At 62.4% G+C, this 16,149-nt stretch carries 3 protein-coding genes; 1 reads left to right on the top strand and 2 read right to left on the bottom strand.

All coding sequences use genetic code 11. The features are described 5' to 3' along the window. Positions 1-8: 8 nt before the first annotated feature. Complete coding sequence (locus tag ACS13N_RS24370) at positions 9-293, bottom strand: hypothetical protein (protein ID WP_438934162.1); 285 nt, start codon at positions 291-293, stop codon at positions 9-11. Then, positions 293-15,235 (bottom strand): LysM peptidoglycan-binding domain-containing protein, encoded by a 14,943-nt coding sequence (locus tag ACS13N_RS24365; RefSeq protein ID WP_438934161.1) that lies wholly within the window; start codon positions 15,233-15,235, stop codon positions 293-295. Before ACS13N_RS24365 ends, ACS13N_RS24370 begins: the two co-directional genes overlap by 1 nt. A gap of 289 nt (positions 15,236-15,524) precedes the next feature. Here ACS13N_RS24365 and ACS13N_RS24360 point away from each other — a divergent pair, with 289 nt between their 5' ends. Further along, positions 15,525-16,115 carry a hypothetical protein gene (locus ACS13N_RS24360; RefSeq protein ID WP_438934160.1) on the top strand — a complete coding sequence of 197 codons (591 nt, stop codon included), beginning with the start codon at positions 15,525-15,527 and terminating at the stop codon, positions 16,113-16,115. Positions 16,116-16,149 lie beyond the last annotated feature (34 nt).

The raw sequence follows: 16,149 nt of genomic DNA, 5'->3' as shown, positions 1-16,149 counted from the left end.
CCAACAACCTACCTCAGCTTTTCAACATCAAAGTTGTAGAGATCGCAAGCCAGCTTGCGGCCTCGCTCCTTTTCGCCTGCGTCGAACGCCGCGATCATCTCGTGCAACGTGCGGTCAACATATTCCGCCCCCTCCAGGTCTCGCTTGAGCTTGGGCCGAATTTCGGACCATAGATCATTAAGATCATCTCGGTGGTCCTCATAGGATCTCCATTCTGGATACTCGTCATGCGCGTACACCATCGCGCTTGCAAATGAACCCGACAGATCTCTCAGCCGTTCCTTTAACGACATCACATTCCTCTACGATTCGGATTGCCATACGGAAGAATCGATTGCGGTCGGATCACATACGACCCCTGCACTCCCGGCATGTTAGTTGGCCGAATAATCACATAATTGGCGTCAGGCCTGATTTCGTTCCACTTCATGATCTGCAGTGTACTACCCGACTTGTTGGCCAGCGTCGTGTCCACGAACAGATTCGACCCCAAGCGGTTGTCCGGAATACCGCGAAGCGTACCATCGCTAATGCTGCGGTTCACGCCCCAGATACCAGACATACGGCCTTCCGAGATACCCTCCGATCTAGCGAAGCTTCTCAAGTCATCACGCACCACCTTATCCACAAAGCTCCCTAACGTAGCAGCGTAGCCCGCCTGAGAAACTTTCAAATCACCACTCTCGATAAGTTGCACCCCGCGTTCGTAGGCCCGGTTAGCCGCATTCTGCTGCAAATCCAGCGTGCGCTTCTCAAACTCCGTCACCGTCATCTGCGACTTGCCCAAGCGCACCGAACGGTAGTCCTCGCCCCACGTGCTGCGCAAGCGTTGATCTCGGACAAAGTCTTCGTAGCCGCTTTGCAGGTTCTTGAGCGTGCCGTTGTAGTCGCGCACGATATTGCCGTTGGCGTCCCAGGCTTCCGCATAGCCGGGTACGTTTTTCATGCCCGCAGCTTTCATGCCATCGCGCATAGCATTGATGCGTTTCTCGGCGTTGATGTCGCTAAGCTTTTGCAGATCACCTTGCAGGCCCGTAACCTCACCTAATAGGCCAAACGGGTCAGCGATGAGGTTCAGCGCTGCATCCCAGTTGCCATTGCGAACCATTTCAATAGGCGGACGGATACCGCGCAGACCTGAGGTGGGGCCGGCAGTCCTGAGTAAAGCACCACCCTGCAATGATGCGTCACGCTCATCCTGGGCAGCCAGTTCCCACCGAATCTGATTTTCAATGTCGCTGCGGCTAAGGCCAAGCGAATTACCATTGCCACCTACATCCGCGAACATCCGTCCAGAGGACTGAGCATAGTTTCCTTCCAGCGGCGCCGAGAACCACGACTCGCCGCCCAGCGAGCCCGCAGAAGCGTAGTGCTGCTCAACTCCTCCGCCATACAAGGTGCCGTAGCCAGCCACTTCCGGAGGGATTTGATACGAGCCGGTTGGTGTCACGACCGTCGTAGGCAACGTACCCGCAAATATCGGGCTGGTTGCTGGCGCACCCGGTCCCGCCACCAGAAAGTTTGATCCGCTCACATTTGGAGATGCTGATGCCTGCGTGAACGCATCTACAGCTGCTGCATAGAATTGATCTTCAACGCTCTGCGGCTTCGCTACAGTACGATCCATCACCGTGTTGTCAGTGTCGCTCGTCCCAACGAACACCCCACTCACTGGCGTTTTGTCCAGATAGCTATAACTCGACGCAGAGCCATACAACGTGCCGTTCCACGCGGTTTGCAACGCATCTTCCTGCGAGCTGCTGGCGTTGCTCATTTGGCCGGCCAAACTACCGCCCAGCGCATTGCCAAACGCATCGGTTGCCACTTGCACAGCAGCAATACGGCCACCTTGCAGCGCTGCCGTAGTCATACCGCCGGTGAAGCTAGAAATCGCCCCTTGCGCAACGCTACTAGCAAACCCACTACCCAACTTGCCGTTGAGCGCACCACCCACTTCAGCGCCAACCTGCGCACCGGCGGCAGCCGCCGCTACGCCCTTCCAGTTGAAGCTCGACTGCAGTCCGGTTGCCAAGCCAATGCCTTGTGTCATCGCACTGGCAACGCCCACGCGTGCCGCTGCGCTTGAGAGCAGTGTTTGGGTCCAACCGGTACTGGTCTTCGCCAAGTCCGCGAGCCCGCCACCAATGCCAGCAGTCACACCAGCACTCAACGCTGTCAGGCCAACCTGGCTCCAGCTGAACTTGTCCTGAATGCCGGTGGCAATGCCAACGCCCTGCCCCACGATGCTGCCAACCGCGGCACCCACAATGGAGGCGCCCACGGCCGTAGCCGTGCTGATGCCACCGAGGGCAACCGCCGCTCCCATACCAGCAGTACCAACAAGCGCCCCACCAGTGAGTGCAGCACCACCGGCGGTCATGACGCCAGCCAGACCCGCATTCGCCAGTGCCGCAGCCGCACCAATGCCCTGCGCAACACCGGCGGCAGCCACAGCCGCCGCACCCGCCGTGAACACGGTAGCCACCACCACGACAATCGCCGTGATGATCATGCCAACCGCACCGCAACCGCCCCCACCGTCACTCGGCATCGGCAGATTCGGCGTCGTATCCCCAACCACCTTGCTCGGGTCATACGGCTTGAACACGCTGCCGTCGTTGTGGACGCCGGTGGCCTTGTTCGGGATGTTCAGCGTCTGGCCGACACGCAGGTCACGGTCCGAGCTCAGGCCGTTCGCTTCTGCAATGCGGAACCACAGTGCCGAGTCGCCATACGCGCTGCGCGCGATGCTCTGCAGCGTGTCACCGTTCTGCACCGTGTAGCTGCCCGGCGCGGCGTTCGGGTAGTTCGCCACGATCGGCTGGTAGCCAAAGTCGAAGTCCGCCGTGTACGAGAAGTTCGGGTTGCCGTTGCCGTCGCGCGGGGTCACCGGGTTGACGCCCACGCCGTGCTGGCCGATCACCTCGCCGTTGACGACCAGTTCGCGCACTGCGTTGCCGCCCTGGTTCGCCATCAGCACGTGGCCCGATACGTCATTGACGAACGTGCGGTTGTTCTGCCACTTGGTCGAATCGGTAATGCCCGTCAGGTTGCCGTTGACGTCGTAGCTGCTGGTGGTCGTGCCCGGGTCCATCTTGGTGCTGGTGCCCGATACCGTGCTCTGCTTGTAGCCCTCGAAGCGCTGCAGACCGTACGTGTAGGTGTTGGTGTAGCCCCCTTCGTAGTCCGTCAGCGAGTACTGCAGCACATTGCCGGCCGCGTCGTAGCTGTTGTAGTTGATGTCCGCCTTGAGCGCGCCGTCGCTCTTGAGCGTGCGCTGATGCAGCAGTCGGCCATTGGCGTCGTACTGGTTGGAGCGCATCTCCAGGCCGTTCGTCTGATCCTGCGGCAGGCCCTCGTTGAGCTTGGCCGCGTAGTCCGTCGGCAGGTTGCCCGAGCCGGTTTGCGTGACACGGCCTGCGCCGTCGTACGAGCGGTGGTCGATCTGCACGCCATCGCGCACCACGCTGTTCAGGCGGTTCAGGTTGTCGTAGGCATACGTCTCGGTGGTGTAGCCGCTCGAGCGCACGAACGTCGTCGGCGTCGTGCTGTAGATGGCCTCGCCCGATTCCTGATAGCCCACGATGATGCTCTGGCCGCCGGCTGTCGAGACCTTGTTGCCCCAGTGCGTATCCGTGAGGCGGTTGCCGTTCTTGTCATACGTGATCGCATGACCCTGATAGCCGATGTTGCCGGCGGCATCCACACCGTCCACCACGATCTGGCGGTTCATCGCGTCGTACTTGAAGAACCGGCCGACATCGGAGCGATTGTTGCCGTCCACCGCATGCTGCTCGATGTACGTGCGGTTGCCCACGTTGTCGTACTGGAACGAGATGTGGACCTGACCATCGGCCACGTCGCGCAGGCGGTTCAGTGCGTCGTAGCTCAGGAAGTTGTCCTGATAGACCACACCTGCCTGCACGGTTTTCTCGCGCACGTGGTTGCCCGCCAGGTCGTAGGCATACGTAGTGGTCTGGTTAAGGCTGTTGTCCTGGATGGTCGTCAGCTGACCTGCAGCGTCATAGCTGTAGTTCAGGGATTGACCGCGCGTGTTGGTCTGCTTGATCAGTTGACGGGCGTTGTCGTAGACGTAGTCGTAAGCGGCCCCACCGATGTCGGTATGGCGCGTGACCTTGCCGAAGTAGTTGTACGTCCAGGTTGCCGCCATTGCCGTCGGGTCCACCTCGGCAATCTTGCGGTTGAGCGCATCGTATGCAGAACGCGTCGTCTGGCCCATCGGCTGCGTGACCGAAAGAACGTTGCCACGCAGGTCGTAGGAGTAGCTCGTCGTTTCACCCGCGCCGTTGGTCTGGCGCAGGAGACGGCCCGCCTGGTCGTAGGCATACCGTTCCGACAGGTTCTGCCAGCCTTGGCTCTGCAGTTGGTAAGCACCGTTGATGGAAGTCACTTCCACCTGCGAATGCGTGGCAGACAGCAGTCGGTTGGCCGCGTCGTAGTTGTACTTGGTCACCAGGCCCATCGCGTCGATGGTGGTGGTCTTGTTGCCGAAGGCGTTGTAGCGGTAGTTCACCACGCCGCCATCCGCATGCAGCTCGGCCGTGACATTGCCGCCGGCATCGTAGACCTTGCCGTTGACGTTGCCGTTGGCATCCACCACCGCCACCTGGCGGCCCAGGGCGTCATAGGTCGTGCGCGTGACGGGGCTTGCACCGCTCTGGTTGCCCTCGCCGTCCGGCTTGCGCTCTTCGATGGCCTGGTTGTTGGCGTTGTAGCGGTACGTCGTCTTCCAGTACGGTGAGCGCGGGTCGCTGATCTCGGTCACGTTGCCCCAGCGGTCCACCTTCTGGTTGACCACCGGGCGTGCCCAATAGGCGTCGCCGTTCGTGACGGCAACCTGGCCAAGCACGGCACCTGCCTGGCTGGCGCTCAGACTGACCGACGTGCTGGACGTGGTCGACACGCTGGCACTGTACTGCGCGGGAATTGCGCTAACGAAGTACGCCGGCGTATAGGGCGGTGTCGTGGACTGGCTGGTCGGCGGCGGCGTGGTGCCATCCACCCAGACCTGCTGTTGCTGCGTCTGCCATTGGTACACGGTGTACGGCACGGCAACGGCAACGTTGCCATTCCAGGCGTAGTGCGCGCCCAGCGTCTGGTGGCCCGACTCGTTGGTACCGACCACCACCGGAGCGTTATAGAGCGGCCGCGGTGCAGCCGTCATGTAGGCGTTCGGATCCGCCGGATAGATCGTCACCGGCCCGTAGACCGGCACGCTGCGCGAGCGTTGCTCGTTCACCCAAACGGTCGTGTAGATGATGTTGCCGGACTCGTCGCGCTTCGGAACCTGCTGGCCCGACTCGTTCGTGGTCATGACGGGCGGCCCCTGCGTGGGGACCTGCACCGTGTAGTACTCCGTGGTCCAGCCGACAACCTGCGTCTGCTGGTACGGCACCGCGACGACGACGTTGCCTTGCCATGCGTAATGCGCGCCCAGCGTCTGGTTGCCAGACTCGTCGGTGGCGACCACCACCGGATACGTGTACTTGGCCTGCGTATAACCGCGGATGTACAGCGACGGGTCAGGCGGGGTCACCGTTACCGGCACCTGCACCTGGACATTGCGCATTTCGTAGTGTCCGGGGCCCTGCGGATAGAACGTCAGGGTGCCCAGCCCTTGGGCAGTACGGTTGCCGCTGCCGTCCGTCGCGACGACTTGGTATTCGTAGGTACCGGCCGCCATGCCCGTCACATTGACGAACTGGTATGCCGGGTTACCCGACTCGTCGGCGCCGTGATACATCACGGGCAGAGACGCCCACGCACCGCCACCCTGCGGTCGATACAGGAACTGAACGTTGCCCGTCTTCGCCGGCCACTTCAACACCTTGGCAGGCGTTCCGCCAATGACGTTGCCGGCCTCGTCCGTCTTGTAGGTCGGGCGGCCATAGGTGTCGGTAATCACCTGCGTGCCGACCACGCCGTCGGCCAGGCCCACGGCAATCGGCGGATAGTTGACCTGCGGCACCCAGTAGCCAGGCACCTCAGCCACCTTCACGAACTGGCCGGTCGCATGTGCGTAAGGCGCGGCATTGCTGGCCTGCGTCCACAGCAGTTCGAACTCGTACGTGCCAGCACTCAGTGCCGATGTATCGACGCCATACAGGCCATTGCCACGGGCCGTGGCCGTGAGCGTCTGCCAGCCGGCACCGCTGCCTGCCGGGCGGTAGCGCAGCGTTTGCACAACGTTGTCGCCAGGGCTCTGCCAGGCCAGCACACCGGCGCCTGCTGCACCGTATGACAGCGGCGTGCCAATCGTCTGGAGCGCCGGTGCTGCAATGCTCACGCTGCCGGTGCCCGTGATGTGGGTCACGTTGTCGCGGCCAACGGTAATGACTTGGTATTGATAGTTGCCAGGTGGCAGGTTGGCGGCGTCATAGCGCAGCACATCGCCAAAACGCACCAGCGGCAGCGAGTTGCCCCAGTTGGCAGTACCGGCCGGTGCGAGCTGCAGATACACCTGCTGCATCGGGTCGGCTGGTGCCTGCACCTCGATGGCGTTGCCGACTGTACCGTTGCCGCTCTGGTCGATGACCTGCACCCACTCGCCCTGCGCGTTCTGCTTGTACACACGAACGTGCGTGATCTGGCTGACACCGCCAACCGTGCCGACGCCGTCCTGCCATGCAAACGTGGTGCCGTAAGCGCCTTGCTCTGCGCTCACGATCTGCGACCGCGACCGCGCCACACCCGGCACGGTTACGGTGCTTCCGCTTTCGTTCGTGCCGCTTTCGTTCTTGCCGCCCAACTTGTTGTACTGATACGGCGCGGTTACGTAGTCGACATCCACCCGGACCTGGCCGCTGCCCAGACCCTGCAGGCCCGACCACGACAGATTGATCTGGTTGGTGCCACTCCACGTGGCGATGCCCGACTCATTGGAGGCGGCGGTGGCTGACTGCAGCGAAGACGACAGCGACACCGGATGCGCCCATACGCCCCCTTGCGATTGCAGGCGTTCGGGGCCGGTCTTGGAAACCTGCCGGCCCAGCGCGTCGTATTGCGTGTCGGTGCGGCGTGCGTTGCCCAACGAACGTGCGGCATCCGGGCTGCTGACGGCGGCGACATTGATGTCGTCGCGGCCCATGCCGGCACTGCGAATGTCCGCGGTGGCATTGCCATAGGCGTCGAACAGCGTGATGCGATCTACACCGTCGCCATTGTTAGTACGCCACAGGTGGCCTGCGTTGTCGTAGTCGAAGTACTCCTGGCGGCCGCCGTTGACGCCCTTGCGCACCACTTCGCCAAAGGCGTTGTACTCCATGGCGGTATCGGTAATACCAGCCTGTGCCTGGGTGACCACCGCCATGCCCGAGCCGTTGGCCTGGGCGGGGCTGCCCTCCCACTTGCTGACCCACTGGCCGTTGTCCAACTGCCAGACGCGGATGTAGGTGAGGCTGCTCAGGCCACCGTCGGCCGTGTCGCTATCCGACCACGAGATGGTGGCGCCGCTGGGCACCTGCCCTGCGCCAAAATCGACCGTACGGCTCGCTGCGTGCGACGCAACGCCGCCTGTGCCGCGCGACTGGCCGTTCTCGTTCGTGCCCAGCGAGTAGCGGGTGTCGGCGGTGATGTAGTCCACCTCCACGCGCACCAGACCACCTTGCGCGTTGATCAGCGACGACCACGCCAGATTGACCTGGTTGGTGCCTCGCATGCCGATACGGCCAGATTCATCCAGCACGACCCGTGACGAGCCGCTGGAACTGACGTTCAGCCCCCCCTGCAGCACGGCCGTCGACGCCGGGTCGAACGTATGTGTCAGCTGACCGAGCTTGTCGTACTGGTAAACCTCAAACTGCGTGTGCGCAACGCCATCGTTGCCGGTGACATCCATCCAGCTCTTGGCAAGCTGGCCACGCTCGTTGTACGAGTTGTAGTGATTGACGCCAGCAGCATCGGTCGTCTGGATCGCCTTGCCGTGCAGGTCGTACTGCGTAAAGGTGTAGTGGTTTCCGGCCTGGCTCGACGTTCCGTAGCCGTCCACCGAAGCCGATGTGGCCCCGGTGGCGTACTCGGTCTGCAGCACGACGTTGCCATAGGCATCGCGCCAGAATTCCGTCAGCGGCGTGAGCGCGCCGCCATTGTCAGTGCTGGTGCGGGTGGGAGCCGCCACCGCACGGATGCGGCCCAGCACATCATAGTAGGTGTACGTCTTGCTACCAGCTGCGTCGGTCACGCTGGTCTGGTTGCCGACCGCGTCATAGGTGTACGAGGTCGTCAGGTTGCCGCGCGTGCTCGATCCGTTGGACGCTGTGCTGTATTCAACGTTGACACGCGTCTCGCTGGTCTTGCGATTGGCACGGTCGAAGGAGTACGTGGTTGTACGGTCATCTGCCGAACCGGCAGGTGCACCATAACCGGCCTGCGACCAGCCGCCTGCCGCGATAGCGTTGGCGTACTCAGTCTGCGCTACGACATTGCCTGCGGCGTCAAAGTTCTTGGTGGTCAGATAGCCCAGCGCATCCACCGTGGCAATCTGGTTGCCCCGCAGGTCGAAGTAGTTGGTGGTGGTCGTCCAGTTGTTGGTAGCTGCATTGCGCAGCTGGCTCACCTGCACGGTATTGCCAAATGCGTCGTACGCCGTGCGTGTGGTCTTGCCTGCCGAGAAATACTGGGCCCCCGCTGCGGCACTGGAGTCGTAGGCAAACGCCTGCGGCTCCACGAGCTGCACCACACGACCAAGCTTGTCGTAGGTGGTCAGGATCGCGCGGTCAAGACTGTGGTCGACCCCGGAGGCATTGATAGCCCCCTCCACCGCCGTGCGCGTGGGCGCGCCGGCAGCATTGGAGAATGCGGCGGCTGTCAGACCGGTGCGCGTGGCGTAGCGCACTAGGCGCGCCACCTCGCCGAATGCGTTCCGGGTGTAGCCGGTGACGTAGCCTTCAGCATCCACTTCGTAAAGCAGCTTGCCGGTGGCGTCGTACACCTTCGCGCTGCGGTTGCCCGCAACGTCTTTGCCGCCCACGGCATTGCCGAAGATGTCGTAGTAGGTCTCGGACGTGAGCGACATGACCGTGTCGCCACGGGCAGCGCCCCCGTTCTGGCCGTTGGCCGCCACGTTGCCCAGCGCCTCGGTGTACACACCCACCGGCGGGAACGTCGTCCTGATCTGGCGGCCCAGCGCATCGTATTCGTAGCGCGTGGTCCGCTCTTCCGGCCGCCCTGCTGCTTCCGTGCGCGCAATCAGGTTGCCGAGACCATCGTACTGATACCGCGTGATGATCGGTACGCTGATGTTCTGCGACACCTGCAAGCTGCCGTTCGCCCCGCTCGGCGCCACCGTGACCGACGTCACCAGCGGCGACGTCTCCTGGATCAGCCGGCCCACCGCATCGTAGGCGTACGACCAGACGGCGCCCAGCTTGTTGGTATAGGTCTGCTTCTTACCCAGGCCGTCGTAGGTGTACGTTTCCGTACCGCCCAGCGGGTCGGTGCTGGAAACCAGATTGCCGGAGGCGTCGTACGTATAGGTATTCGACTGATCGAGCGCGGCGGAACCCACCACGGCGGCGCCGATCGCATCCGCATTGGCAGCCACGGACGCCGGAATGGCAAGTGCGTACTGCGTGGTCCGGACAACCTGGCCGACGCCGTTGTACTGCGTCTGCTTCACATAGCCGAGCGCGTCGACCGTGTAGATCTGCCGGTTGCCGGCGTCGTAGCCCCGGCGCTCGATGCGGTCGTGCGCGGAGTCGGCACTCAACAGCCCGCGCAACGTGGACAGCGTGGCGGTGGTGGACAAGCCCGTCGTATCCACTGTCTTTGCGTAGACATGTACAGACGCCACGTTGCCCGCGCCGTCATACACAGTCTCCGTCGCAACGCCTTGCGCATTGATGGCGACCACCTGACGGTTGGCGCTGTCATAGCCAAAACGGTCGATCCGATCATCGGCACCCGGCTTCAACGCCGCACGAATATCTGCAGCATGCGGATCGTCGAGCACCAGGGCAAGCGTTGTCCCAGTCAGCGCGCCTGCATACCGCGTGATTGCCGTGACGTTTCCATTGGCGTCATAGCTGCGCTCGGTGACACCTCCCAGCGCATCCACCTGGAAGATCTGGCGATTGGCGGTGTCGTACACATACGCCGTCACGACATCCGCTGCAGGGTTGGGCGTGACCGTCTGAATGTCCTGGCCGACAGGAACCTGCCCGGCGTAGCGAATCGTACGCACCAGGTTGTTGGTCGTCGCGTCGTAGACGAACTGCGTGATCGAACCCGCCCCATCCACAGTCCAGACCGCGCGGTTGGATGCGTCATAGAGCGTGCTGAGGTGCGAGTCCTTTGCTGCGTTTGCCACCAAGGCAACCGCAGCCGAAAGCGCATCCGCCGTGGCTGCCGTGGTGGTCGGCACCGCCGCCGCATAGGCGATTTTCTCGAGCACGTTGCCCACGCCGTCCACGACCGTCTTCGTGACGAAGCCCTTGGCGTCGATCGTGAAGATCGGTCGGTTGACGTCGTCGTACACGGTGCGCACGTCGATGTCGTGCGCCGGGTCGGCAACCACGGCGGGTGCCGTTTTTCCGTCCCAGTTGGCAAGCGCGATCCGGTTTGTGTAGCCGATGCGTTCAATGACGTTGCCGTTGGCGTCGTAGCGCAGCTCCGTCACGCTGCCGGTGCCATCCACGGTATAGCGCAGACGCCCGGTGGCGTCGTAGACGCTCGACGTCACCACGTCGCTGAGGGGGGCTGCGGTGATACGCGCAGTCACCTCGGCCAACGTCGGCGCATTGGAGAGACCCGTCAGCGAAATCGGCGTCGCATAGGTCGTGGCGCGGACCACCCGGCCTTCGGCATCGTAGACCGACTGGCTGACTGCGCCGTTGGCGTTGATCGTCAGAACCAGTCGGTTGTTCGCGTCGTAGACAAAACGCGTGACATGACCGTTGGCATCGGTGCTGGTCACCGCATTGCCGTTGCTGTCGTAGGCGTAGGTCTTGGTCAGGTTCAACCCGTTCGGGTCGGTCTGCTCGCGGATACGACGACCTGCCTTGTCGTACGTGTACGCGGTCACCACCCCTGAGGGCGATGTCGCGGTCAATACACGGCCGGCGGCATCGTACGCGTAGGTGGTTCGCAGGTTCAGGCCCCCGTTATCCACCGTCTGGGTCAGTACCTGGCCCTTCTGGTCGTACTGGTAGCTCGTAACCGTGCCGTGCTCATCCTTGACGGTCAGCCGATTGCCTAGCGCATCGTAGGTGTAGACCGTTGTCAGGTTGTCGCCGGTGGGGTCTACCCGCTGGGTCAGTACGCGCCCAGCGGCATCGTACGTGTAGGTGGTCTTGTTGCCGCTGGCATTCAAGAATTGGGTGAGTTGCCCCGCCCGATCGTACGTATTCTTGGTCTGCGTAATGTTGCTGTCCGTCTGGATCAGCGCGCCATTGGCGTTGTACTTGTAGACCGTCTGGTTACCGCGCCCGTCCGTGATCCGGAACGTCTGCCCGTAGCGGTTGCGCTCCGTGACGGTGACAATGCCCCCAGGCAACGTCACCGTGACGCTGCGGTTCTTGTCGGAGTAGGCATAGGTGACAACGTTGCCCAGCGCGTCCGTGCTGGTCAGTGTGCGGTTGAATGCGTCGTAGGTGGTCGCCCGGGTGCTGCCGAGCGGGTCCTTCGTGGCAACCACGCGCCCAAGGCGATCGTAGGTCACCTCGCTCACGTTGCCGTTGCGATCCACCGAGCGGATCGCCCGGCCAAATGCATCGTAGACCGTGCTCGTCGCCAGGCGCAGGCCGGATGGGTCCAGCACCGACTGCGTGGTCTGGCCACGATGGTCATAGCTGGTCTCCTGCACCACCGTGCTGCCGTCCACCTGGGTCGAGGTGCGCGAAATCTCTTCGCCAAAGGCGTCGTACGCGAACGTCGTCTGGTTGCCGTTGGCGTCCACGGTGCCCGAGACGAGCCCCCCAGCCGTGTAGGTATAGCTGACCTTGCTGTCCTTTGCCGCGTTGCGGACAGCGTCGATGGCGCTGGTTAGCACAGCATTGACGATGCCGCCGGCGTTGCCCCCCGTCAGGCCCGTCAAGGAAATGCGTGTGGCATAACGGACCGATGCCGTCAGTTGCCCCTGCGCGTTGTACTGCTGCTCCGTGACCTCGCCCAGCGCGTTGACGGTGTGCGTCAAGCGGCTGTCGACGTCGTAGAAGTAGAGGGTGCGGAAACCGTTGGCGTTCGTGCTGCTGGTCCGGCGGCCGGCTGCATCGTAGGTGTACGTCGTGGCGTACTGCGTCCAGATGGCGTCGATCTGCGCCTGGGTCTGCCCCGTCGTCAGCTTCGTGGCGCCTTCTGCGGAAAGCTCCGCGATGACGCGCCCCTGGATGTCGTAGCGAACATTGAACTTGCGCAGGTCCGTCGTGCCCACGGCGGTGGACGTCAACGTACGGTTGCCCATCACGTCATAGGTGTATGACGTGACCGTGCCCTCAACGTTGGTTTCCGTCAGGACGCGATTGAAACCGTCATACGTGCGTGCCGTGATCTGGTCCGTCGACTTGGTTGCCGGACGAATCGCCGCTAGCGTGGAGTTTGCCGTAACCGTGCCGACAGCCTTGTTGGTGTAACGCGTGCTCTTGAGGACGTTACCCGCTGCGTCATAGACCTTCTCGGTCAGGTAGCCTTCCGCATCGACTTCACCAACCTGCAGCCCTCGCGCGTCATACAGATAGAAGGTGTGTGCGTCTGCCGCATTCGCTGCCGGCAGGAGCTGGTCAAACGTGCCTGTTGCACGCAGCGATGCCGTGGTCGGTGTTGCGTAGGTGACCCGGTCCACCAATTGACCGGCAGCGTTGTAACGCAACTCCGTCAGATAGCCCTCGCCATCGAGCGTGGCGCGCAACAGGCCGTCGGCATCGTAGAAGTTGCGCAACACACGATCTGCCGCTGATGCGGGCGGCGCCACACTGGCCGCAGTTGGCATCAGGCTCAGGGTCGCCGGGTCGATCGTGGTTGCGTAGCGCACAATCGCGACAACGCGGGATGCACCGTCGTACTGGGTCTCCGTCACCGCCCCAGCAGAATCGACTGACTTGACTAGGCGGCCGGCATCGTCGTAGATACGCCAAGTCTTGCTGTCCTGCGCAGATGCCGCCGGACGCACGCTCCCGATCACTGGATTGGTCGGTCTGCCCTGCGCATCGACGAGTGAGCTGATCGAAATGGGAGTCGCATAGACAATCGTGTCAATCAGCTTGCCATTCCAGTCATAGACGTATTCTGTCAGTGCGCCTTTGTCATCAATGTCTGCACTTTTATAGCCGGCGGGGTTATACAGTGCCCAACGGCGAACGCCGGTTGGGTCTTGTGTCATCAACAGCCGACCATCCGCGTCGTAGGTGTAGGTCGTTTGCCCGATCGACTGCGCAGATGCGTTGGACTGGGAAACGCTGACCAATCGGCCGGCTTTGTCGTAAAGACTGGTTGTTACGAGACCATTGGCAGCGAGCACCGATGTCTTGTTACCGGTGTCGTCATAACGCGTCGTGGTCAGTTGATTGGCTGAGTCAATCGTTGCCACCACACGGCCCAGACCGTCATAGCTGTACTGCGTGATCGCTCCGGTACCGGTAATCGTCTTCAGCAGCCAGCCATGCTGGTCGTAAACGTACTGCGTTATGGCGGCACTGCCGGAAACACCGTTGCCGGCAGCATCTACAGCCGAATAGGTGGTCGTGGCCTGCAGTTGCCCACGGAAGTCATAGGCCATCTCCGTCAAAGCAATGCGACGCATATCCTGCGTGCCGCTCCAGGAGACCAGCTGAGACTCTGTCAAGACAGCTGTCTCAGTCAGAGACGCAATGTTGTAGGCCCCCCCCGCATATGTGATGCTGCGCACGCGATTGCCCGCGGCATCGTAGCGGTACTCGGTCACCCGACCTTCCGGCGAGACCACAAATCGCAGCAAACCTTTGTTGGCCGCGTCGTAGACGTAACGTGTCGTTTGTGGAAGGCTTGGCAACCCCGGACCAGCTCCATCGGGATCCGCTGCTAGATAGGCGGTCTCGTTTAGCAGCCGATTCTGAGCGTCGAAAACGCGCCTGACAGTGTTGCCCGCCGCATCGCGCTGCAGCGTTTGATTGCCGTTGGCGTCGTACTCCATATCGATGGCGTGATTACCGGCATCGAGCACGCGTGTTAAGTCACCGTTCGCGTTATAGGTGAACGTCGTTTCCCGCCGTCCACGCCAAGGGTTCAGTGCACTGACGCTGACCAGTTGACCACTGGTGTCATAGTTGTAAAAGACAGGAATACCGAGCGGATCGGTCACCGTGGTTCGACCGCTCGCCAAGTCATAGCTGTACGACGTGGTCTGCCCCAACCCATCCGTCACCGACGCGATGCGATACTGGCCGCCGATGTTCACATAGGTGAACGCCAAGCTGCTGCCATCCGTCTGGGCAATCGTGGCAATGCGGTTGCTGGCGCCGTCGTAGGTGTACGTCGTCGTGTAGACGTTCCCGTCCGCGATGGAGCCATCGTCCGGCGTCAAATCCACCGTGACGGTGGACAGCCGGTTGCTCGCGTCGTAGGTGTAGCTGACCGCGCTGAGCGCCTTGAGCGTGCCGTTGACCAGCACCATGCTGCGCACGCGCGAGACGTTGCCGTTCGCGTCGTAGTCGAGCTGGATCGACTCGCCATCGCTATTGCTGACCGAGGTGACACCGCGGCTGCCCCAGGTGTACGTCAGCGTCCGGCCCTGCGGATCGGAGCTGGTGGCAATGCGGCCCGTGGCGTCGTACACCTCGGTTCGCTGCGTGTCGCCGTCCTTCCAGGTGTATTTGCCCGTGCCCGAGTCGTAGGCCAGGGTGTCGTATGCACCCGCGCCGTCCGTCGAGATGTACAGCCCACGGCTGGCGTCATATTGATACGTCGACGTCGAGCCGTCGCGATCGGTACGAACCACCGAGCTGCCGGCCGTCAGCGCTGTGCCGTTGAGCTGCAGCTTAGTGTCCAGCCCATTCCACCAGTTGTCGCCATTGTCGTCGGTGAACTGGCCCTGACTGTTGTACGTGCGAAGCGCGCTGGTAGCGCCACCCACGCCGACCAGGCGGTCATCGCGGTCCTGGACAATGAGGTTGCCCGTTGCGATGTTGACGTACACCTGCTCGCCGTTACGTCCCGAGGCGGAGTTGCCGATGACACCGCGTTGCCCGAGGGTCGCGAGGGACGAGAGATTCAGGCCAATGCTGTTGCCGCTGACGATCGCTACCATGAGTTCTTCTTACGTATGGACGGTGAGTTCACGAGCAGTCGGGCTGGCAACAGGCACAGCAACATCGACCGGTCTACGGTCCAATACATCCAGAGACTCGGCGAAATGTTTAGCGGCGCACATCAATCTCGCGGCAGGAGCATCGCACGCTTGGCTTTGCGCTAAACAGAATGAAAAACGTGCGGATATACTCCGAGCGGCTGCTTACCCCAGGAAATCGGCCAAAAACCATCTACCGCACTTGCCAAGGCAAGCTGTGTCTGTTCGTCCCCTGGAAGGGTTGTCAGCATTGCAAACTTCAGATCCTGACGCGCTGCTGCGCGATGCCATCGCGGCCAGCCAGCGCAACGACAGCGAGACTGCGCTGTCTCTGTTCGCCCGTGTCAGCGAACTCGTGCCGCACTCGGCCGTCCCTCACTTGCTGGCGGGGGGTGAGCTCGCGCAAATCGGCCGGTATGCGGAGGCGGAGTCCGCCTATGCCAGGGCGGTGCTCGCTGATCCGCAGTTGCATATCGCGCGCTATCAGCTCGGCCTGCTGCAGTTCACCTCGGGCAATGTGCCCATGGCGATGCTGAGCTGGCAGCCATTGCTGGAGCTGGGGCCACAGAATGCGCTGTCCCTGTTCGTGCAGGGTTTCGCACAACTGGCGCAGGACAACTTCGCGGATGCGGCGTCGCTGTTCCAGGCCGGCATGACGGCCAACACCGACAACGCACCGCTCAATGCGGATATCGCGATGGTGCTGCAGCGCATGGCGGAGTTGCCCGGCACCGACGGCCGCCCCACACCGCAGCAGGCGGAGGCTGCCGCTCAGCCGGTGGCCGAGGAGCCGCCCTCGGGCGCGCACGTATTGCTCTCCAACTACGGCTCGCTCAACTAAAGCCGGTACGTCGCCCGGCCCCTCCCTCGCTTTC

It is taken from the genome of Ralstonia sp. 24A2, from assembly GCF_051783885.1.
Lineage (GTDB): Bacteria > Pseudomonadota > Gammaproteobacteria > Burkholderiales > Burkholderiaceae > Ralstonia.
The sequence above is the reverse complement of the archived record's forward strand: the minus strand, read 5'-3'. Positions and strand labels throughout refer to the sequence as shown.

Coding starts and splice junctions, on each gene's coding strand:
- ACS13N_RS24370 (WP_438934162.1), bottom strand. CDS start 293: ATGTCGTTAAAGGAACGGCTGAGAGATCTGTCGGGTTCATTTGCAAGC.
- ACS13N_RS24365 (WP_438934161.1), bottom strand. CDS start 15,235: ATGGTAGCGATCGTCAGCGGCAACAGCATTGGCCTGAATCTCTCGTCC.